This window comes from Agrobacterium sp. MCAB5 (genome assembly GCF_052114365.1).
Taxonomy (GTDB): Bacteria; Pseudomonadota; Alphaproteobacteria; order Rhizobiales; family Rhizobiaceae; genus Agrobacterium; species Agrobacterium tumefaciens.
Genome location: NZ_JBFREP010000001.1, coordinates 417,148 through 441,514, shown reverse-complemented (window position 1 = coordinate 441,514; position 24,367 = coordinate 417,148). Strand labels below are relative to the sequence as shown.

Annotated in this window: 21 protein-coding genes; 8 read left to right on the top strand and 13 right to left on the bottom strand. The window is 59.5% G+C overall.

The features are described 5' to 3' along the window. Positions 1-130 precede the first annotated feature (130 nt). The gene (locus tag AB4Z23_RS02145; RefSeq protein ID WP_013635457.1) at positions 131-3,640 is read left to right on the top strand and encodes a PAS domain-containing hybrid sensor histidine kinase/response regulator; all 3,510 of its coding nucleotides are present in this window, start codon (positions 131-133) and stop codon (positions 3,638-3,640) included. A gap of 55 nt (positions 3,641-3,695) precedes the next feature. On the opposite strand, the gene AB4Z23_RS02140 is transcribed toward AB4Z23_RS02145, so the two are convergent. The 13 genes from AB4Z23_RS02140 to AB4Z23_RS02080 all read right to left on the bottom strand — a co-directional run bounded on the left by AB4Z23_RS02140 (position 3,696) and on the right by AB4Z23_RS02080 (position 17,225). Continuing rightward, complete coding sequence (locus AB4Z23_RS02140) at positions 3,696-5,543, bottom strand: methyl-accepting chemotaxis protein (protein ID WP_003515028.1); 1,848 nt, start codon at positions 5,541-5,543, stop codon at positions 3,696-3,698. Positions 5,544-5,691: 148 nt separating this feature from the next. Continuing rightward, a complete protein-coding gene (gene visR / locus AB4Z23_RS02135; RefSeq protein WP_003515015.1) occupies positions 5,692-6,393 on the bottom strand; it encodes a transcriptional regulator VisR in 702 nt (233 codons plus the stop codon). Positions 6,394-6,451: 58 nt separating this feature from the next. Next, complete coding sequence (gene visN, locus AB4Z23_RS02130) at positions 6,452-7,183, bottom strand: transcriptional regulator VisN (RefSeq protein WP_003515014.1); 732 nt, start codon at positions 7,181-7,183, stop codon at positions 6,452-6,454. 372 nt (positions 7,184-7,555) lie between these two features. Beyond that, on the bottom strand, positions 7,556-9,238 hold the full coding sequence (gene fliF / locus AB4Z23_RS02125) for a flagellar basal-body MS-ring/collar protein FliF (RefSeq protein WP_003515013.1): 1,683 nt from the start codon (positions 9,236-9,238) through the stop codon (positions 7,556-7,558). A 131-nt stretch (positions 9,239-9,369) separates the two neighbouring features. Continuing rightward, positions 9,370-9,753, bottom strand: coding sequence for a chemotaxis protein CheT (cheT, locus tag AB4Z23_RS02120; RefSeq protein ID WP_003515012.1), 384 nt, complete (start codon positions 9,751-9,753; stop codon positions 9,370-9,372). A 14-nt stretch (positions 9,754-9,767) separates the two neighbouring features. After that, complete coding sequence (cheD, locus tag AB4Z23_RS02115) at positions 9,768-10,313, bottom strand: chemoreceptor glutamine deamidase CheD (protein WP_003515010.1); 546 nt, start codon at positions 10,311-10,313, stop codon at positions 9,768-9,770. Beyond that, the gene (gene cheY2 / locus AB4Z23_RS02110; RefSeq protein WP_003515008.1) at positions 10,310-10,699 is read right to left on the bottom strand and encodes a chemotaxis response regulator CheY2; all 390 of its coding nucleotides are present in this window, start codon (positions 10,697-10,699) and stop codon (positions 10,310-10,312) included. The genes cheD and cheY2 overlap by 4 nt, the downstream gene beginning before the upstream one ends. Next, on the bottom strand, positions 10,699-11,754 hold the full coding sequence (cheB, locus tag AB4Z23_RS02105) for a protein-glutamate O-methylesterase CheB (RefSeq protein WP_013635453.1): 1,056 nt from the start codon (positions 11,752-11,754) through the stop codon (positions 10,699-10,701). The genes cheY2 and cheB overlap by 1 nt, the downstream gene beginning before the upstream one ends. Beyond that, the gene (cheR, locus tag AB4Z23_RS02100; protein ID WP_019564320.1) at positions 11,751-12,659 is read right to left on the bottom strand and encodes a protein-glutamate O-methyltransferase CheR; all 909 of its coding nucleotides are present in this window, start codon (positions 12,657-12,659) and stop codon (positions 11,751-11,753) included. The genes cheB and cheR overlap by 4 nt, the downstream gene beginning before the upstream one ends. A 13-nt stretch (positions 12,660-12,672) precedes the next feature. Further along, positions 12,673-14,940, bottom strand: a complete 2,268-nt coding sequence (locus tag AB4Z23_RS02095) for a chemotaxis protein CheA (RefSeq protein WP_025592437.1) — start codon at positions 14,938-14,940, stop codon at positions 12,673-12,675. A gap of 16 nt (positions 14,941-14,956) precedes the next feature. Continuing rightward, on the bottom strand, positions 14,957-15,322 hold the full coding sequence (gene cheY1, locus AB4Z23_RS02090) for a chemotaxis response regulator CheY1 (RefSeq protein WP_003493773.1): 366 nt from the start codon (positions 15,320-15,322) through the stop codon (positions 14,957-14,959). After that, a complete protein-coding gene (locus tag AB4Z23_RS02085) occupies positions 15,319-15,618 on the bottom strand; it encodes an STAS domain-containing protein (protein ID WP_013635450.1) in 300 nt (99 codons plus the stop codon). Before AB4Z23_RS02085 ends, cheY1 begins: the two co-directional genes overlap by 4 nt. Next, complete coding sequence (locus tag AB4Z23_RS02080) at positions 15,618-17,225, bottom strand: globin-coupled sensor protein (protein ID WP_081308736.1); 1,608 nt, start codon at positions 17,223-17,225, stop codon at positions 15,618-15,620. The genes AB4Z23_RS02085 and AB4Z23_RS02080 overlap by 1 nt, the downstream gene beginning before the upstream one ends. 504 nt (positions 17,226-17,729) lie before the next feature. Here AB4Z23_RS02080 and AB4Z23_RS02075 point away from each other — a divergent pair. The 7 genes from AB4Z23_RS02075 to mnhG all read left to right on the top strand — a co-directional run bounded on the left by AB4Z23_RS02075 (position 17,730) and on the right by mnhG (position 24,214). Continuing rightward, positions 17,730-18,107 (top strand): hypothetical protein, encoded by a 378-nt coding sequence (locus AB4Z23_RS02075; RefSeq protein ID WP_003514995.1) that lies wholly within the window; start codon positions 17,730-17,732, stop codon positions 18,105-18,107. A 106-nt stretch (positions 18,108-18,213) separates the two neighbouring features. After that, the gene (locus tag AB4Z23_RS02070; protein ID WP_065658358.1) at positions 18,214-21,132 is read left to right on the top strand and encodes a monovalent cation/H+ antiporter subunit A; all 2,919 of its coding nucleotides are present in this window, start codon (positions 18,214-18,216) and stop codon (positions 21,130-21,132) included. Further along, complete coding sequence (locus tag AB4Z23_RS02065) at positions 21,132-21,467, top strand: Na+/H+ antiporter subunit C (RefSeq protein WP_003514993.1); 336 nt, start codon at positions 21,132-21,134, stop codon at positions 21,465-21,467. The genes AB4Z23_RS02070 and AB4Z23_RS02065 overlap by 1 nt, the downstream gene beginning before the upstream one ends. Further along, a complete protein-coding gene (locus tag AB4Z23_RS02060; RefSeq protein WP_003514992.1) occupies positions 21,464-23,110 on the top strand; it encodes a monovalent cation/H+ antiporter subunit D in 1,647 nt (548 codons plus the stop codon). The genes AB4Z23_RS02065 and AB4Z23_RS02060 overlap by 4 nt, the downstream gene beginning before the upstream one ends. Next, positions 23,107-23,595, top strand: coding sequence for a Na+/H+ antiporter subunit E (locus AB4Z23_RS02055; protein ID WP_003514990.1), 489 nt, complete (start codon positions 23,107-23,109; stop codon positions 23,593-23,595). Before AB4Z23_RS02060 ends, AB4Z23_RS02055 begins: the two co-directional genes overlap by 4 nt. Then, positions 23,592-23,873 carry a K+/H+ antiporter subunit F gene (locus AB4Z23_RS02050; RefSeq protein WP_003514989.1) on the top strand — a complete coding sequence of 94 codons (282 nt, stop codon included), beginning with the start codon at positions 23,592-23,594 and terminating at the stop codon, positions 23,871-23,873. Before AB4Z23_RS02055 ends, AB4Z23_RS02050 begins: the two co-directional genes overlap by 4 nt. Then, entirely contained in the window at positions 23,870-24,214 is a 345-nt protein-coding gene (mnhG, locus tag AB4Z23_RS02045) for a monovalent cation/H(+) antiporter subunit G (protein WP_003514988.1), read from the top strand. The genes AB4Z23_RS02050 and mnhG overlap by 4 nt, the downstream gene beginning before the upstream one ends. Positions 24,215-24,367: the final 153 nt, after the last annotated feature.

Genomic DNA, 24,367 nt, shown 5'->3' with positions numbered 1-24,367 from the left:
ATTCGTCAAGATTGCATTTATTAGGCTTTTTGCACGGTAGTCTTGAACTTTATGATCAGACCGCGCTCATTCTCAACGGCCCGGAATTCGCCTATGCTCGTTTTCAGGGATTGTTGCATGGGGAGGATGCGTGCTTCCTGGGTGGATCATATTCGGTTCGGCCTTCGCTTATGTCCTGCTGCTGTTTGCGGTTGCAAGTTATGGGGACAGGAACAGCCGGAAAAGAAACGCTCCCAAAAAGGGGCGGCCGTTCGTCTATGCGCTTAGCCTGGCGATCTATTGCACCTCCTGGACCTATTTCGGCGGCGTCGGGCTTGCGGCAGACAAGGGGCTGGAATTCCTCGGCATCTATACCGGGCCGATCCTTGCCTTCACCATCGGCATGCCGATCATTCGCCGCATCGTGGAGCTTGCCAAAACCGAAAAGCTGACGTCGGTTGCCGATTTCATTGCCGCCCGCTACGGCAAGAACTCCACCGTGGCGATGATTGTCGCCATCATCGCGCTTGTCGGTGCCATTCCCTATATCGCGCTGCAATTGAAGGCCGTTTCCAGTTCGGTGGCGACGATGGTCGATCCCGGCGATTACGGCATTGGCAGCGGCAACCTCTATTTCCTCGATCTGCCGCTGCTCGTCACTATCGTCATGGCGGGCTTCGCCGTCATGTTCGGCACCCGGCATACCGACGCCACCGAACATCAGGACGGGCTTATTCTGGCGATTTCAATGGAATCGCTCGTCAAGCTCGTCGCCATGTGCACCGTCGGCTTTTACGTTCTGTTCGTCCTATTCGACGGCCCCTCGCATTTGTGGGAACTTGCGTCGGGCAATGAACGGGCCATGCGGGCCATATCCTATCACACGCCCATCAGCCGCTGGATCGTGATGACCCTGCTTTCCGGTTTCGCGATCATCCTGTTGCCGCGCCAGTTCCATGTCACCGTGGTTGAAAATCGCACGCCGGAAGAGCTGCGCATGGCGGGGTTCCTGCTGCCGCTTTATCTGATTGCGATCAACATCTTCGTGCTGCCGATAGCGCTTGCCGGAATTTTGACGCTCGGCGCCAATGGCAACGCCGATCTTTACGTCCTGCAATTGCCCCTTGCGCATCAGATGCCGGTCGTTTCGCTGATTACCTTCATTGGCGGATTTTCAGCGGCGACCGCCATGGTGATCGTTGCCTCGGTCGCGCTGTCGATCATGATTTCCAACGACATCGTCATGCCGATCTTTTTGCGGCAGAAGCTGTTGAACCGTTCGCCGCACCGGGACAACTTCGCCAAAACGCTTCTCAACATCCGCAGAACAGCGATCTTTGCGGTGATGCTTCTGGGCTACGGCTACTACCGTGCGGCCGATAGTGCCACCGGGCTTGCCTCCATCGGCCTCCTGGCATTTGCCGCCATCGCCCAGATGGCACCTGCCCTTTTCGGCGGGTTGTTCTGGCGGCGCGCCAATGCGCGCGGTGCGATTGCCGGTTTGAGTTCAGGCTTTTTTGTCTGGGCCTACCTGCTGTTTCTGCCAAGCTTCGGCGGGCCTGATAATTCGGAGGTCGCGGCCACCGTTCTCGGCTTCCTCTTTTCTGGCAGTACGGTCTTCAACGGTCCCGAGGCCGACCCTTTTGTGAACGCGGTCATCCTCAGCCTGCTCGTCAACAGCATGGCTTTCGTACTTGGCTCGCTTTCACGCAACCCGCGACCGGTGGAGCGCATCCAGTCCGGCATCTTCGTGAAGCGCCATTCGAAATCACAATTCGCCACGCGTGGCTGGAAAACCCGCGTCAGCGTCGGCGATCTCAAAAGCGCGATTGCCCGTTATCTCGGTGAAGAGCGCATGCTGCGCTCACTGGCGACCTATGAAAAGACGGCGGGCAGGAAGCTCAACGACGACCAGCCCGCCGACATGGCGCTGATCCATTTCTCCGAACAATTGCTGGGCAGCGCCATCGGCTCCTCCTCAGCCCGTCTCGTGCTTTCGATCATTCTCCAGAAGGCGGAGGACACCAGCGCCGACACGGCCTGGCTGCTGGATCAGGCAAGCGAGGCGCTGCAATATAATCAGGACATGCTGCAAACGGCGCTGGCGCAGATGGACCAGGGCATCGCCGTTTTCGACAGCTCGCAGCAGCTGACGATCTGGAACCGGCGCTTCCGCACCCTTCTCGATCTACCTGAGCAATTCGGGCAGGTGGGGCTGCCGCTGACGGACATCGTTTCCATGCTGCAGGAGCGCGGCGACATGCCGCCGGGCGACACGGAACAGCTGATCACCAGTTTCCTGACCATGGACCTGCCTTTCTCGCTGGTGCTTGGCGGCGGTGAGCGCATCATCGAAGTGCGCTCCAACACTATGCCGGACAAGGGTATCGTCGCCACCTTCACCGATATCACGCAGAGAGTGGCGAGCGATCAGGCACTGAAACAGGCCAATGAAACGCTGGAACAGCGGGTGGCGGAACGAACCGTCGAGCTTACCCGCGTCAACCGCGAACTTGCGGAGGCAAGGGCATCGGCCGACGAGGCGAACATCGGCAAGACACGGTTTTTTGCTGCCGCCGGCCACGATATCCTCCAGCCGCTGAATGCCGCGCGGCTTTATTCCTCCTCGCTGGTCGAGCGGCTTGGCGCCTCGGGGGAAAGCGATCTCGTCCAGAACATCGATTCGGCGCTCGAGTCGGTAGAGACCATTCTCGGCGCGGTGCTCGATATTTCCCGCCTCGACACCGGTTCGATGAAAGCGCGCATGACATCGGTGCCGCTGAACGAGCTGCTGAAACGCATCGAAACCGATTTCGCGCCTATGGCGCAGGAAAAGAACCTCGATCTCGTGGTCATGCCCACCTCGCTCACCGTCCGCTCCGACCCCAACCTGTTGCGGCGGCTGATACAAAACCTCGTCTCCAACGCCATCAAATACACGCTGAGTGGCAAGGTTATCGTTGGCGCGCGCCGCCGGGGAGGCGATGTCGTCATTCAGGTGACGGATTCCGGCATCGGCATTCCCGCATCCAAATTCCGCACGGTTTTCAAGGAATTCGCCCGGCTGGATGAGGGTGCAAAAACGGCCTCCGGCCTCGGACTTGGTCTTTCAATTGTCGACCGGCTGTCGCGCATGCTGCACCATCCGGTACAGCTGATTTCCACACCCGGAAAAGGTACGACATTCCGTATCCACCTGCTGCGCGAGGCAGACCGCCTGACGCCAGCCAAGGCCGCTGGCGGGATCGCCAATCCGGTGGCGAGCGACCGGCTTGCCGGCGTCAGGGTACTCTGCATCGACAACGAGCCGAAAATCCTCGAGGGCATGACGTTATTGCTGACGGGATGGGGCTGTGAGGTCTTACCCGCAGGTTCAGTGGCCACACTCGAAGAACCGTTCCTGACAATGTCAGCGGTGCCGGATGTCATCATTGCCGATTATCATCTCGACGACGGCGACGGTATCAGCGCCATCCGCCTGATCAGGACATTCTACGGCAAAACGATCCCTGCCCTGCTTGTGACGGCGGACCGCAGCCCGGAAGTGCGCAGCGATGCGGAAAAATATGGGATTACCGTCCAGCATAAGCCGGTCAAACCGGCGGCGCTGCGGGCCTATATCAACCAGATATCCAGCACGGCCCGCGCGGCGGCAGAATAAAAAAACTCCCGGACCTTGCGATCCGGGAGCTCTTCGACTTTCAAAAATTCCAATGTCAGGCTGCGCGGCTCAGTCGATCCTGGCCGGTCGCCGAGCCCTGCTCCATCTGAAAACGCTGAACCAGATCGAGCAACGCTTCCACTTCGCCCGACAGCACCCGGCTGGCTGCGCTCGACTGTTGGGCAAGCGCCGCGTTCTGCTGGGTCATCTGATCCATCTGGTTGACGGACCCGTTGACATTGTGGAGCGCGGAGGACTGATCCTGCGTCGCCGTCGCGATGGTTTCGACATGCTGGCTGACGGCGACGATCTGATGGCTGATGGCTGAAAGAACCGTGCCCGCTTCCTGCACCAGCTTCGATCCGGAGCTCACCTCATGCGTTGACTGGTTGATGAGCTGCTTGATTTCACGTGCCGCGTCCGCGGAGCGTTGTGCAAGTTCACGCACTTCTTGCGCCACGACCGCAAAACCTTTGCCCGCCTCGCCCGCACGCGCAGCCTCGATGCCGGCATTGAGGGCGAGAAGGTTGGTCTGGAACGCGATGTCATCGATGACCTCGATGATCTGCTCGATCTTGCGCGAGGCGTCTTCGATACGGCCCATGGCGTCCACGGCATTGCTGACGACCGAACCGGAACTGTCGGCGCTCTGTTTGGTGATGCGGACGGCTTCGTTGGCTTCACGCGCCCGCTCGGCCGACGATCTGACCGTTGCGGTGATTTCCTCGACAGCCGCTGCCGTCTCTTCCAGCGAGGCTGCCTGATTCTCCGTGCGCTTCGACAGATCGACCGACGATTGCTCGATTTCAAAACCGCTATGCTGGATGACCAGGGTGCGCTCGCGGATTTGCCCCAGCGCATCGCGCAGGTTGAGAAGGGATTCGTTGAAGTCCGTGCGCAGACGATCCAGACGGCCGTTAAAGGGTGTCTCGATCGTGCGGCTCAGATCACCGCGCGAAAGCCTGCCGAGGCCGGACGCGATCTCGCTGACTGCGAATTCGATCTGGCCGTCCAGCTCCTGCTTCTCGGCATCGTTGCGGTGACGCTCCGATTCCGCCACGGACCGTTCCTCGGCGCTTTTGCCCTCGATCGCGAGTTTCTCAAGCGCATTCTCGCGAAATATCACGAGAGCGCGGGCGATGTTGCCGAATTCATTGGTATTGGTGGCATAGGGGATCGGCGTATCGAGATTGCCGTGCGAAAGGGACTTAACCGCATCGGTAAGCTTGCCTAGAGGCTGCAGGGTGCGCCGGATGACGAAATAGGCGAGCAATCCCACGCCGACCATGGCGAGCGCGCCACAGATCAGCATCAGGTCGCGCAAGCCGAAAATCTGGGCTTCGTAGACGGCCATGGGAACGCCCACGAAAAGAATACCGACGGTCGCTCCGGACTTGTTGAGAACCGGCATGTATCCGGTCATGTAATTGGTGCCGAAAAGCGTGGCGGCGCCGAAATAACCCTCACCCTTGGAGACCTTTTCGAAAGCGGGATGGTCGGTGGCGAGCTTCGTGCCCGCTGCTCTCTCGCCCTTTTCGTTCTTCAGATTGGTGGTCATGCGAATATAATCGCCTGCCTTGGCTTCAAAAACCGTCGCGATGCCGCCATTACCGGCAGCCGTGCGGTCGACGAGATCATTGTCGCGCAGTGTCCCGATGCTGGCGCGGCCGATACTCTTGAGCTCTCCATCCACCATTTCGAGGGCTACACCGCCGACCTTCATCTCGTAAAGGATCGCCATGCCGCGCATCGCGCTGTGCGTGTCACGCAGCGCAGTGGTGATGATATTGTCCTTCAGGCGAATGTATGTCGAAAAACCAACTGCCGCGACGCTGAGCGCAATCAGGCCGATCGTCAGCACGACGACCTTACCCGCAACGGACTTAAAGAGCCGGTTGTGCATGAAACAGTTCCCCAAAACCAAACTTATAAAAGTTCTAGTTGGCAACTGTTAAAAAAACGCGAAGTACCGATAGCAGCTTTTAGAGTGGATGACACAAGCCGCGCCGGCGCCTGCCGGCTTACAGGGACGGGAAAGCCCGCCCCCTCAATCAATGGATATAGCCGAGCCGGATGGCCTTTGCGATCGCCTGGATACGGTTGACGGAATCGAGCTTGATCGTCGCTGAACCCAGATAGGCGTTGACGGTGTGTACCGAAAGCCCGAGCTTCACCGCGATTTCTTCGCTGATACGGCCATCACCCGCCAGTTGCAGACAGGCGATTTCCCTTTCGCTCAACGCTTCAGACGGTGCCACCTTGCGCTCATCCAGCGCCAGCATATCGACCATGATCTCGCAGCATTTGATGTGCTGTTCGATGACGACCTCGTTGTCGAGAACGAGGTTGCTGCCACAGAAAACGATGTAGCCGTTGCCGATCGTGCCGAGCCGCACCGGCAAAGCCAGTCCCGCATAGGGCAATGTATCGTTCTCGATCCGGCGCATCAAAGCCGGCACGTCAGGAAGATCGGCAAAACCGCCGGCATTCTTGTTACGCCAGATGACCGGCAGCAGCGATGTCTCGATATGATCCAAAAGAATATCGCCGACCGCGCGGATGAACTGCGCGCTCTGTTCGGCGGCATTCATGCCCCAGTTCTCCAGCTCGCAGGTCAGCTTCTTCTTGTTGGGGAAGCCGGAGGCGGCAGCCTTCGTCACCACGAAATTACGTGCGCCAACCAGTTTCTGCATGGCGACCAGCTTCGGAAACAGATCCGACCGGCTTGTCACAACAGGGCTGCGGTAAAACATACCGCTGCTTTGACTCGTACCCTCATTATCTTTCGTCTGTACCATGGGTCCCGACCATCTATACGAGGTTGTTGCGCACGGCGTAGGCGATTGCCTCCGAGCGGGTTTTCGTCGCGGTTTTCCGCATCACGCTTGTAATGTAATTATTGATCGTATTGCGCGAAATGCCAAGTATCATCGCAATTTCGTCGCTTGTCTTGCCTTCCGCGATCCAGAACAGGCACTCAAGCTCACGTTCTGTGAGGTCGATGTCCCGCACGGCCTTTGCTTCGCTGGCAATGCCGAAGCTGACGCAATAGCCGGTCAGAAGCGCGATTTCGCGCAGACGATCCGGCGAAGGAACCGAGTGTTCAGGAAACAGCAGCAGAAGCGAAAGACGAATGCGGCCCACACAGAAGGAAAGCGCCGAATATTGCCGGTCGATGCCGAAAGGGACAGAAACGTCGTCCGGAAGAACAAGCAATCGCGGCTGCAGAAGCGAAAGGCACTTTTCCATTTCGCTCGATCTGTTCTGGCTGTTGGCGAGTTCGGCACCAAGCCTGCGCACCAGATCGAAAGGCCAGTCGGATGTGATGATGAATTTCAGTCCGGTTTCTTCGAGAAGATCCTCCCGCGCCAGCAGATAATGCGAGGCGCCGGCGTAGGTTACGAGCAGATCCAGCGCGCCTGAAACGTTGCCGGCAGCGGCCGAGGCTGCGACGTTCTTGGCAAGCTGGTCGCGTGGCAAGGGCTTACCCATGCCCTCCATAGGCTTGGCAGACAGCCTGCGGATATCAACATCGACTTTCAATCGCCTACGCCCTCTTGCTCCCAATGGGGAGATTATACCTCGGGATGGAATCATTCCATTCGAGAAGCTTACCAAAATGGGATGGTGAGCCCCCGGAGACCGAATCACTTCATTTTATGGAACGGACTGAGATTTGCCATTACCTGACACCAGCCTTTCCACGTATTTCCTTGTTCGTCTATTCCTAAAAAACATACTGAAAAGCTGACCAATCCATAAACGGCATTCTCAGCCTATTCCCAGCAAACTGTATCGTTGCTGAATTTTTTGTAAACAGTGTCCCAAAGCGGGAATGCGACCGCGCGCGGCGCCAAGATACCAAAGAACCCGGAAATGCGCAAAAGGCCGGGATAACCCCGGCCTTTTTCAAAATCATGCAGCTTTCTCCACTGCCCATTTGCGAAGTATCTTGGCTGCGCGTTCTTCGCTGATTTCCACCATGCGGGAGAGCCTCCGCTCGGGTCCTTCGCGAACCCGGCGGTTGAAGGTGCCTTCGCTGTCGCCGCCCGCCAGAAGATCGTCGGTGCTGTCGAAGCCGAAATCCGCCCCAAACCCTTCCATGAGACCACCAGCACCCGCATCCATGCCGGGAGAGAAGTCCGGCAGTTCGAGGCCTGCGGTCTCCTGGCTGATCTGGCCTGCTGCCGCGCCGTTGCCAGTGACCGTACGAACCAGAGGGCGTACACCGAGCCAGACGACGAGGAAAGCAACAGCGACGAAGGCGAGCGAGTTGATGATGCCTGCCGAATTGCGGCTGAGCACTTCCATGATGCCCGGCCCGCTTGCGGCTTCGTCGAGCAGCTGCGTTTCGAGGAAGTCCATCGCCGTAAGCGTGACGATATCGCCGCGATCGGAGGAAACGCCCGCAGCCGAGGTGACGATCTTCTGCATTTCGGCAAGATAGGCGTCGATCTTGGCCTGGTCGACGGGTTCGCCGACCATCTTGGCGATGCGACCCTTGTTGACGACCACGGCGACCGAAATCTTCTCGACGGTATAGCCATTCTTGACGGTGGCGACCGTTTTGGAATTGATTTCGTAATTGGTCTGCTCTTCCTTCTTGGCAGACTGGTCGGAGGACTGCGGGCCACCTGCGCCGCCCTGGGGCGCTGCCTGCGGTACGTTCTGTTCCACGGTCGCGGCCGTATCGGGCTGCGTTTCCTGGGACTTCTGGTCTTCCTTAACGGTGCGGACGGAGCGCTCGACGCGCGATTCCGGATCGTAGACGGTTTCCTGAATCTGCCGGCTGTCGGTATTGAGCTGCGCCGTCACGCTGGAGCGGAAATTGTCCATGCCGAGGAAAGGCGCCAGCGCCTTGTCGATATTGGTGGTGATTTCCTGCTGAACGTTCTGCGCCAGCGTCAGCGAGCGGTTCATGGCTGCGTTGGTGACGTCGTCACCGGAAGCGAGGAGCTGGCCGGTGGAATCGAGCAGCGTCACGTCATCGACTTCAAGGCCGGGAACGGCCGAGGCGACGAGATGACGGATGGAAGCGGACGCCTTGCGCCCGGCGGTGGCATTGGCTCGAATCATGACCGATGCGGTGGGCTTCTGCTCACCGCGGCGGAAATTACCGACATCCGGCATGACGATATGGACGCGTGCGGCCGCAATTCCGTCGATCTGCTGAATGGAGCGGCTGATCTCACCCTCAAGCGCGCGAACCCGGGTCACTTCCTGCATGAAGGAAGTCAGTCCGAGAGAACCGACATTGTCGAAAAGCTCATAACCGGCATTGGCACTGTCAGGCAGGCCGCGCTCGGCCAGAAGCAGCCTTGCCTTGCTGGTGAGGCCGACCGGAACCTGGAGGCTGGCGCCATCCGTTCCAACCTGAAAGTCCAGCCCCGCTTCGGCGAGTGCAATGCTGATCTTGTTGAGGTCGCTTTTTTCAAGTCCCACATAAAGGGTCTCGTAAGCGGGACGGTTCACGTAAAGTGCTGCAGCAAGGATAATGGCCATGGACAAAATGCCCACGCCGCCCAGCATCAACAACCGTGTCTGACCCAGCGCCGCGAAATTCTTCAAGACCTGAGGGATTTGATTTAACAGATTCATTCTGTTCCGCACCGTCATTCATAGAGTCCGAGACCTTTTGGCCCCGTAATGACAATAGGGTGCGAAGCTTGCGCGAGCGTTGCCTTTATCCGCAATCCGCGAAAGGAAGGGAACCGCCAGATGAATGCTGTCTAAAACAGATCGAAGTCTCCGGCGACCTTGTCCAGCGGCTGCGAATGGCCATGGCGGATGGCTGCGCCCAGCGCCTTTTGCATTTCTGCCAGCTTGACGAGGCTGAGCGCGGTCGAGACATCCACGATCCAATCACCGGGAATAGAGCCGGTGACGGTATCGATGAACTCGGCAAGGCCGCGGGTTTTCTGGACGGCAAGGTCGATGCCCTGCAAGAGCTTGACGCCATCGCTGGACAATTCGCCGCTTGTCGCTTCCAGCAGTTGCGGCTCGATGCGCTCGATCAGATAGGCGACATCGTGCAGTTCCGATACCACGCGCATCAGAACGTCGGGCAAGGCTTCTTCGAACGGAGTGGTGCCGGTGTTGTTTGCAATCTGCATTGGAAACTCCGTGACTAGAAAAATTCGATGTCGTTGGCGACGGGCTTGGGGGCCGGCACCGGACGCGTTTCCATGGCGACCGTCTTCTGGGTTTCCGCGCCGCTCAGCGGATGCTGTCGTGCACGGCCCGAAACCGGCCAGAACTCGATCTTGCGGCCATGATCCCCGCCCGTGGAGGAGCTGATGACCGGTATGCCTTCATCCTTCAGAAACTGCATGGCAAAGATGGCGTTCTGCTCACCGACATTGGAGAAGCTGGCAATCGTTTTTGCGCCGCCGAAAACCTTCGCCTCCAGCCGGTCGCGGCGTGCGCCCTTCTTCAGAAGACCGTTGATCAGCAGTTCCATAAGATGCACGCCATAACGCGTCGCATCCCCACCGGTCACGTTGCCCGTTCCCGGCAGCAGGAAGTGGTTCATTCCTCCAATGCCGGCAACGGGGTCTCTCAGACAGGCGGCCACGCACGAACCGAGTATCGTCGTCATGACCACGTCGGGATCGCTGACAACCTTGTACTCGCCCTGAATGATATGTACGCGCTTGGCCGCAGCTTCAATCATTTCAGCGATCCGAAAACCGCTTCGATGGCTGCGCGCATCTTGTCGATGGTGAAGGGCTTGGCCAGCACGTTGTTTGCGCCGAGCTGCGCTGCCTTCTGCACCAGCGCACGGTCGCCCTGTGCGGTGAGGATGATGAAGGCCGCCTTTTTGAGGGTCGGGTTGGCCCGCACGGCGTGCAGGAAACCGAGACCGTCCATCTTGGGCATGTTGAAGTCGGAGATAACGAGATGATGGGGCTGCTGCTCCATGATCTTCAATCCCTGCTCGCCGTCGCCAGCGGCAGTGATCTGCTTGAAGCCGAGCTGTGTCAGCGCATCGCTGAGCAGCAGCCGGCTGGTCACCTGATCGTCGACGATCAGAACTTTGATCTTTTCTGCGAGAGACATTAGTCAGCACCTTCTTTGCGGGCAGTGGTTAGTTTCAGGATTTCTTCGCCGATTGAGGCCAGCGGCAATTGCAGTTCAACGGCGCCAAGTTCAAAGGCCACTCTGGGCATGCCGTAGACGACACATGTTTTTTCGTTCTGGCCGACGGTTCGCGCACCGGCATGCCGCATTTTCAGCAGCCCGGCCGCGCCATCCCGGCCCATGCCGGTGAGAATGACGCCGACGGCGTTGCGTCCGGCAAGCTCGGCGACCGAATCGAACAGCACATCAACTGAAGGGCGATGGCCGTTGACGGGATCGCGCTCGATAAGCCGGCAGCAGGGCGCGTTACGATTGGAAATCTGCAAATGGCGTTCACCGCCCGGCGCAAGGTAGATCTTGCCGGTCTGCAGGCGCGCGCCATCGGTCGCCTCTTCCACGACGGGCGCGCAGATGCGGTTCAACCGTTCCGCGAAACTCTTGGTGAAAGTCGGCGGCATGTGCTGGGTGATGACCGTCGGCGGACAATTGGCCGGAAACTTCTGGAGCACGGCAATCAGTGCCTCGACGCCGCCGGTGGAGGAGCCGATGGCGACGACTTTGCGGCCGGCACGATAATCGCTGACCGGGGTCGGCTGGGCTGCGACAACGGGTTCCGGGCGCGCCGCGCGGTAAGCTGCGTGTTGCGACCGTGCGGCGGCCTTCACCTTGTCGGCCAAGTCGCCGAAGGGACGCGCATCGCCTGGAGCCGGCTTGCCGACACAGTCGAAAGCACCGATTTCAAGCGCGGCGAGCGAGGCATCCGCGCCGCGGTGCGTCAGGGACGAGACCATGATGACCGGCATCGGCCGCAGTCGCATGATCTTTTCGAGAAACTCGAGGCCGTTCATTTCCGGCATCTCGATGTCGAGCGTCACGACATCGGGATTGAGCTGCTTGATGGCGGCGCGCGCTTCCATGGCATTGCCGGCCTGCCCAACCACCTCAACCTCCGGATCGGCCTTGAGGACGGCGGAAATCAGGCCACGCATGGTGGGGGAATCATCGACGACGAGGACCCGTGCGAGTGCGCTCATGCCTTCCTCCCGGACGTGTGACCAATGTAGCGGTAGGTGGTGATGCCGGTATTGTCGAACAGGTTCTTGGCGTCGCCGGACACTCTTTCGGAATGGCCGATGTAAAGATGACCGCCTTCCGGCAGCAGGCCTGCAAAACGCGTCCAGATACGCATCTGGGTCGGCTCGTCGAAATAGATGACGACGTTGCGGCAGAAGATGACGTCGAAATTGCCCTTGAAGGGCCATTGCGTCATCAGGTTCAGTTCATTGAACGTGATGAGGCGCTTGACCTTGTCATCGATGCGGAACTTGCGGCGACCGCCGGCATCAACTTCCGTGAACCATTGCTTGCGCATCGCGGGAGACACGGTTTCGAGAGCGTTGTCATCGTAAACGCCTGCACGGGCCTGCGCCAGGATCTTCGGATCGATGTCCGTCGCCAGGATCTTGAAATCGTAGTCCGCCGCATTGGGAAACATGGCGAGCACGGTGAGCGCAATCGAATAGGGCTCCTGCCCGTCTGAGCAGGCGGCCGACCAGATGCGGACGCGCCCGCCAGTCTTTGCCCTTGCAATGAGGCCCGGCAGGACCTCGTCGCGCAGGTGTTCGAAATGGTGGTTCTCGCGGAAGAAGCGCGTGAAATTCGTCGTCAGGTGCGACAGCATTTCGCGGCGCGCAGCCGCTCCATCGGGCGATGACACCAGTGCGCAATATTCCCGAAACCCGGCCAGTCCGAGATTGCGGATATGCTTGGACAAGCGCGAATAGACCAGCGACGCCTTGGTGTCGTTGAGATAGATGCCCGCATCCGCGTAGATCATCGCAGCGATCTCCGACAAATCGCGTCTCGTCAGCGGATATTCGCCGCTGGCAAGAACGTCATCGGGAGACTGTCGCTGATCGCTGAGATTAAGTGCTGCCATTGGATATCCGCCTTCAACCCGTCGCCGCGAGTGACATTTCCTGTTTCAGTGGCTGCCCGCGCGAAGCGCTGACGATGGCGTCGACATCCAGAATGAGCGCAACGCGTCCGTCACCCAGAATGGTGGCGGCGGCAATGCCTGGAACATGGGTATAGTTGGCTTCCAAAGACTTGATGACGACCTGGCGCTGTCCCTGGATCGCATCGACCATCAGGGCGCGCTGGCCGCCGCCTTCCGATTCCACCAGAAGCGCCACGCCTTCCACAGGATCGGCCTGGGTCGGACGGAAGTTCAGAACGCGTCCGACATCGACCAGCGGGCAGAAAGAGTTGCGGATGGAAATCAGCCGCTGGTTGGCGCCGAAGGAGTGAATGTTCTTCGCTTCCGGCTGCAGGGTTTCTACGATTGCCGTCAACGGAACGACAAGCGTCTGGCCAGCCACGGTTACCACCATGCCGTCGAGAACGGCAAGCGTCAGCGGCAGGCTCATGGTGAAGGTCGAGCCAAGACCGGGGCGCGAGGAGATGTTGATGCGGCCGCCGAGCGCCTGAATGGAACGCTTGACCACATCCATGCCGACACCACGGCCGGAAATGTCGGAAATCTTGTCTGCGGTGGAGAAGCCCGGCGCGAAGATCAGATTGTCGATCTCCTCATCCGTGAGGTTCGCATCGGCGGCAATGAGATCGTTGTCGATCGCTTTCTGGCGAACGCGCTCGCGGTTGATGCCCGCGCCATCGTCCTGAAGCTCGATCAGGATGCGGCCCGACCGGTGCTTGGCCGAAAGCTTGATGGTGCCTTCCGGGTTCTTGCCAGCGGCTTCGCGTTTTTCCGGCGTTTCGATGCCGTGGTCCACCGCATTGCGGATCATGTGCGTCAGGGGTTCGGCCAGCTTGTCGATGACCGTCTTGTCGACTTCCGTGTTCTCGCCTTCGGTAACGAGGCGGATCTGCTTGCCGATCATGTCGGCAACTTCGCGAACGATACGCGACATGCGCTGGAAGACAGGCTTCACCGGCTGCGCACGGATCGCCATGACGCTGTCCTGGATTTCGCGCGTCAATTGCTGGAGTTCGTCGAGACCCATGTTGACGGCAGACGTGCCGCTCGCATCGTTTTCGATGACGCTCTGCGACAGCATCGCCTGATTGATGACAAGCTCGCCGACGAGGTTGATCAGGCGGTCAACACGGTCGAGATCGACACGGATGGTCTGGCCGGCGCTTGCATTGGCCGCGGCATTGGCATTCGCCTGCGCTGCGGCCGGCGCTGCCGCAGCCTCACGCTTTTCGATGGCGGCGTTGACGCTCTGGGCGATCTGCGTCGTTGCGACGGCAGCCTCGACGACTGCGGCAACGTAAGGCTCTTCGGCCCCGGCGGTCACAACGGCCGGTTCCCCTTCCGCATCACCGTCGAGAGCCGACAGGTCGAACGGAACCGGGATCATCGGCAGCTCTTCCGCATCCGCGGCAGTTTCCGAAAGAATCGGGGTGATTTCGAGATCGCAATCCCATTCGGCGAATTCGAAGACGCTTCGGATACCCTCTTCACCCTTGTCGGTCGAGATCGAAACCGTCCAGGAGAAATAGGACGCTTCTGGATCGAGCTTGTCGAGCGAGGGCAGTTCCGACAGGTCGCAATTGACGCTCATCTCACCGATGCGCGAGAGATCGCGCAGGAGAAGGGCTGCTTCATTGCCTTTCGAATAAAGCGATGCGTGCGGCTTGAAGGTTATCTGGAAAGACGGCGTCTCCATCAACGGCGTCGTTTCATCGGCAAAGTCCGAGAAGGAGAACGGGATCGGCTCGAAACCGCTATCGTCCGTCGGCTTGGGCGCGACGGGTTCCGGCATCTTTGCGACAACCGGCGCTGCCACCGGCGCGGATGCGTGGACGGTTTCGCCGTTGGCCAGGGCTTCCAGTTCCTTGACGAGGCCACGGGTGCGGCTTTCGTCGACGCTGCCGCCGTCTCTTGCCGCATTGGTCAGGTCCGCCAGCACGTCGGCGGAACGCAGCATGACTTTCAGGACGTCCTGTGTCGGTTCCAGCTTGTTGGAGCGAACGCAGTCGAGGGTCGTTTCAAAAACGTGGGCGAAGGCCACGAGATCATCCAGACCGAAGGCACCCGCCCCGCCCTTGATGGAATGAACGGCACGGAAAACGGCGTTGACGGTTTCCGGATCACGGTCACCGTCATTCAATTTAAGAAGCCCCGATTCCAGTTCCGCGAGTTGTTCCTCGCATTCCTGGAAAAAGATTTCCTTGATTTCGTTCATATCCATCGTGAAATGTCCCGTATCAGGCAGTTACGCGTTCAATGGCATCGATGAGCTTCGCAGGATCGAACGGCTTGACGATCCAGCCGGTCGCACCGGCCTGACGGGCGCGGTTCTTCTTCTCTGCGTCGCTTTCGGTCGTCAGAACGAGGATCGGTATGGCCCGGTACTTCTCGTTGCGACGCACACCCTCGATGAAGCCGAAACCGTCAAGACGGGGCATGTTGATATCGGTCACGATGACGTCGGGGTTGCTCTGCTCCAGCACTTCGAGACCTTCAATGCCGTCTTCGGCCTGAATTGTCTCGAAACCGGCATTGTTGAGCGTGACCAGGAGCATGTTCCTGATCGTTCTGGAATCATCCACGGTAAGAACTTTTTTCTTCACTTCTTGATCTCCTTCAGGAGCAAATGATCGATTTCGACGCCTATCAGTTTCATGGTCTTGTCGAATGCATCGGACACTCTGGCAAAACCGAACGGCTTGCCGTCCTCTTCCCAGGACTTCGCACCGGCCATCAGGACCTGGGCGCAAAGCGCACCGATACGTTCCACCTCGGACGCATCCACCGACAAAGGTGCTCCTCTCAGCGTCATCAGCTTGCCGTGCAGCGCCGATGCCTCGTTGAGATCCAGCACCGGTGACAGTTTCAGCGTCGCCTCAGCTGCTTTTCTGGCTGCCATTACATGACTCCTTGGCGTCTGAATTGTTGGTAATCCTGGCCGTAATCCGTGCGGTTATCCGCACGGGCCACAAATGATGTGTCCTGCCGAGCCGTAGCGGCGACAGCTGCCGCCTGTCCCTGACGGGCAATGCGGAATTCGCGAATGGTGCGGCCGAGTTCCAGAATGACAGTGTGAAGCGTATCGGCCTCCGAGGAGCCATTGCCCATATCGGCAAGGTTCCGGTCAGCCTGTCTTTGCTGTTCACCGATGTCGGCAGCGACCGATTGCAATTCGCCGGCGTGCTCTGCCGCGTGCCGGGAGACCTCAGTGATCATGTCGTTGATGCCGGATACCTGCCGGACAACACCGCCGATTGCGTCCTGCGTGCGGTTGACCATGTGCACGCCGCCTTCGACCTGCTTTTTCGTGGAGCCAACGAGGCTTTTGATCTCTCTTGCAGCGTCTGCGGAACGCTGGGCCAATGCCCGGACCTCCTGCGCGACAACGGCAAAACCGCGTCCGCTGTCACCGGCGCGTGCTGCCTCGATGCCAGCGTTGAGGGCGAGAAGGTTCGTCTGGAAAGCGATCTCGTCAATCGTGCCGATGATCCGTCCGATCTGCTCGGCGGATTGCTCGATATCCGACATGGCGTTTATCGCCTCGCCGATTGCCTTGCCGCTTTCGACCGCCGCCTCACGGGCATGGGAAACCGCCGTCTCCGCCGCCGAAATGCGGGCGCCGTTTTCGGCCACATCCCCGATCATCGTCTGGATCGCACGGGAGGTCTCGGCAAGGGCTGCGGCCTGCTGGCGGGAGCGCTCCGCCATGGAACGGCCAATGTCGGCAAACCGCGCGCTCAGCGCCTCGGCTTCGCCGATGCTGTTTTGAGCCGATGTCAGTGACGCGCCAATCGTCTCGAGTGCCGCATTGAAAGTGGCAGCAACGTCGCGGTAGGCGTCGGGCACGTCGCCGCCGATGCGGGCCTGCAAATCGCCTGCGGCAAATGCCGTCAACGCTTCGCCCAGCAACCTTGCTGCTTCAGAGCGGTCATTGTCGCGCTGTTCTGCCAGTTCCCGGCCATGGCGCAGGCGCAATTCATTGAAGCGCAACGATACGGCAATCTCGGTATCGACCATCACCAGACGGACGACGTTCTTGACGGCTTCCGCCAGTTCGCGGCTCTTTTTGCGGTTGCCGGGCAGGATGGAGCGCGGCGCGTGTTCAGTCACCAGCCCGCCCAGAAGATGTTCCAGAACGACGGCATGGCTGGCGATCTGCCAGCGCGGATCGAGACCCATGCGACCGGCATTGTCGGAAAGCACTTTCACCCGCTCGGCATAAAGCCCATCGAAACGCGCATCGGTCAGCACGCTCCAGTGCGAGGATTGCAAATCGTGCAGGCGGTCGAGCTGGTTTTCGCTTTCGAAAGACGGCGAACAGTCCGGCATGGATTGGAAACGGTTCATCACATCGCGCAGGCCAGCCTTAACGTAAGGCTCCAGCATGCTGCGATAATTGCGCAGGAAATCGGATTGCGTCTCGTCGAGGCCGGCAAAGCGCAACCGCCCCGCCAGGCTTGCGCCTGCCGATCTCCGCGCTTGTTCTGATGGCAAGTCCTGCCCCAACCGACGACCCCAATAATATGACGGCCGGTAAAACCCGGCCAAATGGCAAGGTTCAGAACGCCAGCACCCTTAAGGGGGATTTTTGAACGAACATACCCATCGCGGACGATGCGGCATCGACGCTTGCCTGACCTTCTTGAACCAAGAAACGAAATACCGGATCGGGCCCGGTACGGCAGTGCGGCGTCATGCCTGGAAGGGGAGATAACCCCATTCCGCCGTGGAAATACCATCAATCTTTATGGTTAATTCCTTGCTTGAAAGTTAAGAAACATCAGCACCGGCGTCAAACGGTAAAATTTGTAAAAGCTTTTAGCCATTGTCGCCCCTACTTTGCCGCAAACGGGCAAAAACGAAAAGGAATCGGACGCGACAGGCGGTTTTTCCAGCCTGTGCGCTGGACAAGCGTGTCCGCCTTCCCCTAAAACAAATCAACGGGATATTCGCTCAGCGGTGATGCTTTAGAGAGACCTTTACGATCAAGGAGACGCCAACTTGTTACGGATGGAGAAATGCCGCTGTTCAAGGCGCCATCCGCAAGTGTTGATCGGTCTTGTGGTTGCGAGCCTGCTCGTCATCATCGGCTTTCAGGCGCCATCCGGCATCAAGGCAATCTCAAAGACCAGCCGTCTGGAACGATTGCAGACGGCTGACCTAAGCCACTCCCCCTCGCTTCGCGATAAGGACTGCACCACCGGCGACGATCACGGCTGCAAGGCTCACAACGGTGCTTCGGGGCTTCGCCCCGTCGGTTTTCCCTCGACCATCCTGCGGATCGTGGCTGACGCCAAACCGGCCGTCACGCCTGTTGCCATCGCGCCACAAACTTTCCGAGACTTTGCGAACGTGGTTCCAAGAGCACCTCCGCATATTATCTCTTAGTCATTCCGGCGGTCCTCATCATTCGGTTCCTTGCGAACCTTGAGGGATCGGAGTCGTCGGAAACCCGCCGTAGGCTCCAATTCCAGAGAGAAAACCGCCGCCGCATATGACACTTGCAACCGTTCTACCATTTATTATCGCATTGCCGTTCGTCGGCGCTCTCATAACGGCCTTCATGCCGCGCGAAGGCGCGGCCGCAAGCGCGGCCTACGTAGCTAGCGCCGTAGCCCTCTTCGGCCTGGTCGGCAGCATCCTTCTTTATCCAAATGTCAGTGGCGGTGGCGTGCTGAAATACGATGTGGAATGGCTGCCGCAGCTGGGGCTTAATTTTACCCTGCGGCTGGATGGCTTCGCCTGGATTTTCGCGATCCTCATTACCGGCATCGGCCTGCTCGTGGTTCTCTACGCCCGATATTACATGTCGGCCCAGGACCCTATTCCACGGTTTTTTGCCTTTCTGCTCGCCTTCATGGGCTCGATGCTCGGCATAGTGCTGTCCGGCAACGTCATTTTGCTGTCGATCTTCTGGGAAATGACCAGCATCTTCTCGTTCCTGCTGATCGGCTACTGGCACCAGAACGCCGGCGCGCGCGATGGCGCCCGCATGGCGCTGACCGTGACCGGCATCGGCGGCTTCAGCCTGCTCGCCGGGCTTCTGATCCTCGGCCACATGGCGGGAAGCTACGATCTGGACAAGATCATCGCGGCCGGTGCCGATATCCGCGCCCATTCCCTTTATCTGCCCGCACTTATTCTCATCCTTGGCGGAGCGCTGACGAAAAGCGCACAGTTTCCGTTTCATTTCTGGCTGCCCAATGCCATGGCGGCGCCCACGCCCGTTTCCGCCTATCTGCACTCGGCCACCATGGTGAAGGCCGGGGTTTTCCTGCTGGCGCGGTTCTGGCCGGTGCTGGCAGGCACGCCGGAATGGTTCTGGCTGGTGGGTGCTGCAGGCGTCATCACCCTGCTGCTCGGCGCCTATTTCGCCATGTTCCAGCAGGACCTGAAAGGCTTGCTCGCCTATTCGACCATCAGCCATCTGGGGCTCATCACCACGCTTTTGAGCCTGGGCAGCCCGCTTGCGGCGGTTGCAGCGATCTTCCACATGGTCAACCACGCCACCTTCAAGGCATCGCTGTTCATGGCGGCCGGCATCATCGACCATGAAACCGGCACGCGCGACATGCGGCGGCTGAGCGGGCTTTACACCTATATGCCGGCAACCGCGACGCTCGCCATGGCGGCGAGCGCTGCAATGGCCGGCGTGCCCCTGTTCAACGGCTTCCTCTCCAAGGAAATGTTCTTTGCCGAGGCCGTCGAAACCCACGCAGACTCGCTGCTGGACCGGGCTTTGCCATACGTCGCGACGTTATCAGGCGCCTTCGCCGTCGCCTACTCGCTACGCTTCATTCACACGGTCTTCTTCGGGCCCAAGCCGGTTGACCTGCCGAACCCCAATCCGCATGAGCCGCCGCGCTGGATGCGTTTCCCTATCGAGTTCCTGGTTTTCGCCTGCCTGATCGTCGGCATCGTTCCGAGCCTGTCGATCGGCCCGTTCCTGCATTCGGCCGTGCTTTCCGTTCTCGGTCCGCAAACACCCGTCTACAGCCTGTCGATCTGGCACGGTTTCAACCTTCCGCTCATCATGAGTATTGCGGCACTCGGCGGCGGCGTTGCCATCTATGCCCTGCTCGGCGGCTATTTCTCCCGCTGCGACGACGGCCCGCCGATCTTCCGGCATCTTCGGGGACAGCGCATCTTCGAGCGCATTCTCGTCACCGTGTCCTGGAAGTGGGCGCGGTGGCTGGAAAGCACGCTCGGCACCCGGCGCCTGCAGCCGCAGCTGAGGCTTCTGATCCTCGTGGCGATTCTTGCCGGTTTCTCGCCGCTTTTCCTCTCGGAATTTTCATTGTCGCTGCCGCGCGTGACGTCCTTCGATCCGATCTTTGCCATTCTGTGGCTGATCGGCATGATCGCCGCGCTGGGTGCCGCCTGGCAGGCGAAATATCATCGTCTCGCCGCACTCATCATGCTCGGCGTCTCCGGCCTTGTCACCTGCCTCACATTCGTCTGGCTTTCTGCACCCGATCTCGCGATCACCCAGTTGCTGGTCGAAATCGTCACCACCGTTCTGATCCTGCTCGGTCTCAGATGGCTGCCGAAACGCTTCGAGAAGGTGGACAGCAGCGATGAATTGCCGGCGCAGCTTCGCCGCGCCCGTGACTTCCTGCTGGCCGCAGCAAGCGGCATTGGCATGTCCGTCATCGCCTATGCGGTCATGACCCTGCCCGTGCCGAACGCCATAGCGACCTATTTCCTCGAGCGCGCTTATTCGGAAGGCGGCGGCACCAATGTCGTCAACGTCATCCTCGTCGATTTCCGCGGCTTCGACACGTTCGGCGAAATCGCGGTGCTGGCGATCGTGGCGCTAACGGTCTTTGCGCTGCTTCGCCGTTTCCGCCCTGCGCATGAAAGCATCGGGGTGCCGGAACAGCAGCAGATGCAAAACGCCTTCGATGCGGAGCGGCCCGACCGCAGCAAGGGCGATACGGTGCGCGACTATCTCTATGTACCGTCCATCGTCATGCAATGGATGTTCCCGGTTATCGTCACCTTTTCGATCTTCCTGTTCATACGCGGCCACGATCTGCCCGGCGGCGGCTTTGCGGCCGGCATCACCATGGCAATCGCGTTCCTGCTGCAATATCTCGCGGGCGGCGCGCGCTGGGCGGAGGATCGCATCCGCATCCTGCCGCTGCGCTGGATGGGCTTCGGCCTTCTGATGGCGGCGGCAACCGGCATGGGGTCCTGGTACTTCGGCTATCCGTTCCTAACCTCTTATTTCCAGTACACGGAGATACCCTATATCGGCAAAATGCCGACAGCATCCGCCTTGCTGTTCGACCTCGGCGTCTTCTCGCTGGTCGTCGGCTCCACCGTTCTTATTCTTATAGCACTGGCACACCAATCGTTGCGTAACTACCGCGTTCGCACGCCTGAAGCCGCAAAAGCGGAGGACGTGTAATGGAACTCATTCTTTCAATCGGCATCGGCATCATGACCGGCTCCGGCGTCTGGCTAATCCTGCGCCCGCGCACTTATCAGGTCATCGTCGGGCTTTCGCTGCTGTCCTATGCCGTCAACCTGTTCATCTTCGGCGTCGGCGGCATCAAGACCAATGCGCCGCCGGTGCTGGTGAACGGCGTCGACAGTTCCACGCTTGCCGACCCCGTGCCGCAGGCGCTGGTGTTGACGGCAATCGTCATCGGCTTTGCGACGACTGCGCTGTTCCTCGTCGTGCTTTTGGCCGCCCGGGGGCTTACCGGCACCGACCATGTGGACGGGAGGGAATCGAAATGATGTCGTTCCCCTTCCACATCGTCATCGCGCCCATTCTGGTGCCGCTGATCACCGCAGCCCTCCTTTTGTTCTTCGACGAGCGCCAGCGCGTGGCGAAGGCCGCCATCAGCCTTGCCTCGACCGTGATATTGCTTGTTGTCGCCATCCTGCTGTTTCGCGAGGTGAACTCGACGGTCAATACCGAGATTGCGGCGGTGGTTTCGAGCGGGGTCTACCTGCTCGGCAACTGGCCGGCGCCCTTCGGCATCGTGCTCGTTGCCGATCGCCTCTCCGGGCTGATGGTGCTTTTGACGGCACTGCTTGCCATTCCCTCGCTGATCTATTCGCTGGCGAAATGGCATAAGGCAGGCGCGCATTTCCATTCGCTGTTCCAGATGATGCTGATGGGCGTCAACGGTGCTTTCCTGACCGGTGACCTCTTCAACCTCTTCGTTTTCTTCGAGGTTATGCTCGCGGCATCCTATGGTTTGCTGTTGCATGGCTCCGGTCAGCAGCGCGTCAAGGCCGGGCTGCATTACATCGCCATCAACCTCGTCGCCGCATTGTTCTTCCTGATCGGCGTCAGCCTCATCTATGGCGTCACCGGCACGCTGAACATGGGTGACCTTGCCCACCGCATCGACGGCCTCAACCCGGACCAGCGCATGCTGCTTGAAACCGGCGCTGCGGTTCTCGGCATCGCGTTCCTGGTCAAGGCTGGCATGTGGCCGCTGAATTTCTGGCTGCCTTCCGCCTATGGCTCGGCTTCAGCACCTGTCGGCGGGCTGTTTGCTATCATGAGCAAGGTCGGCATCTATGTCATTGCCCGCCTGTCCTTCCTGCTTTTCGGGCAGACGGCCGGGGAATCGGCCGGTTTTGGTCATGATGCCCTGCTTGTCGGCGGCATCGCCACCATCATCTTCGGCGCCATCGGCGTACTCGCCTCGCAGGCGCTTGGGCGGCTGGCCGGGTTTTCGGTTCTGGTGTCCTCGGGAACGCTTCTCGCGGCCATGGGCACCGGCAATCCCACTGTTGCAGCCGGCGCGCTCTATTATCTCGTCAGTTCCACACTCACCATCAGCGCTTTCTTCATGCTGATCGAACTGGTGGAACGCGGGCAGGATGCCGGCGCGAACGTTCTTGCCGTAACCATGGAAGCCTATGGCGAGGGCGAAGAGGAGGAAGAGGAAGAAGAAGTCGGCGTCACCATGCCCGGCACCATGGCAGTGCTCGGGGCGTGTTTTGCAGCCTGCGGCATTCTCCTCGCCGGTCTGCCGCCGCTCTCGGGCTTCATCGCCAAATTCTCCATGCTAACCGCCATTCTCAACCCTTCAGGGCTGGGGGCCAATGACAGCGTCTCCACCCTTTCCTGGTGGCTGGTCTTCCTGATTGTCTTTGCAGGTTTCGCCTCGCTGATCTCGATGACCCGCGCGGGCATCCGCACCTTCTGGGCCTCCCTCGAAGGCACAGTACCGCGTGTTCTCGTCATCGAAATAGCGCCCATCATGCTTCTGCTGGGACTGACACTCGCCATGACCGTGCAGGCGGGGCCGGTGATGCGCTACATGCAGGAGACGGCGCGTATTCTCGATCTGCCGGCCAGCTACATTCAGGGCGTCATTTCCGCCCCGAGAGCGGGAACCAATCCGGAGGCGCAGCCATGATAAGCCGTGTCCTGCCCTACCCGCTGCTGACGGTGTCGCTGATCATCTTCTGGATGACGATCAACAGCTTTTCAGCCGGACATCTGCTGCTAGGCACCGGTGTGGCCCTGATCGCCTCCTGGGCTATGGCGTCGCTCCGGCCGGCAAAACCGCGCATCCGCAACTGGCACAAGCTCGTCAAGCTGATCGCGATCGTGCTTTACGACATCGTCCTGTCCAATATCTCCGTCGTGAAGATCATTCTGTTCCAGCGCGAGAGAGATCGCAAATCCGGTTTCCTCGCGGTGCCGCTCGATATTCGCGATCCGATGGGATTGGCCGTTCTGGCGACAATCCTCACCTCGACACCGGGAAGCGCCTGGCTCGAATATAATTCCAGCCAGGGCACGCTTCTGCTTCATGTTCTCGACGATGAGGATGAGGCGGCCTGGATAAGCCTCATCAAGAACCGATATGAAAAACTGTTGATGGAGATATTCGAATGAGTTCGATTATCCTTTTCTGGTCCTTTTCGCTCGCGCAGCTGATGCTCGCCATTGCCATGACGATTTCCGTTTACCGCATCGCCATCGGCCCACGCGCCCAGGACCGGGTGCTCGGCGTCGACACGCTCTATGTCAACGCCATGCTGCTTCTCTTGACCTTCGGCCTGCGCACCGGCAACGACATCTATTTCGAGGCCTCGCTGCTCATTGCGATCCTCGGCTTCGTCTCCACCGTTGCCCTTTCCAAATTCATGATGCGTGGCGAGGTGATTGAATGAACAATGCCGCAGAATTTCCGCTCTGGGCCGCTATTCTGGTGGCGTTCTTCGTCCTTCTGGGCGCCTCGCTGACGCTGATCGGCACCATCGGCTTTGCCAAGCTCAACAGCTTCTACGAGCGCCTGCACGCACCGACGCTCGGCACCAGCTGGGGCACCGGCGGCATCGTCATGGCCTCCATCATCTATTTCTCCGTCTCCGGCGACCGCTTCGCCTTCCACGAGATCTTCATCGGCATCTTCGTGACGGTGACGACGCCAGTGTCGCTGATGCTGCTGGGGCGTGCCGCACTTTATCGGGACCGGGCGGAGCAGAATACGGATAACCGGGAGCATCTGTAGCACCGCGGACTCAGATAATTTTTGCGTGAATTACCTTCCTGAAGATCAAGGAAACTCTCCTGCGACGAGTCTTATCCGATGATCCACTTGCGGGCGGCTTTCCGATTGTTGGACAAGTAGGCAGACGTAACGCATCGAGTTACATCGTCCGCG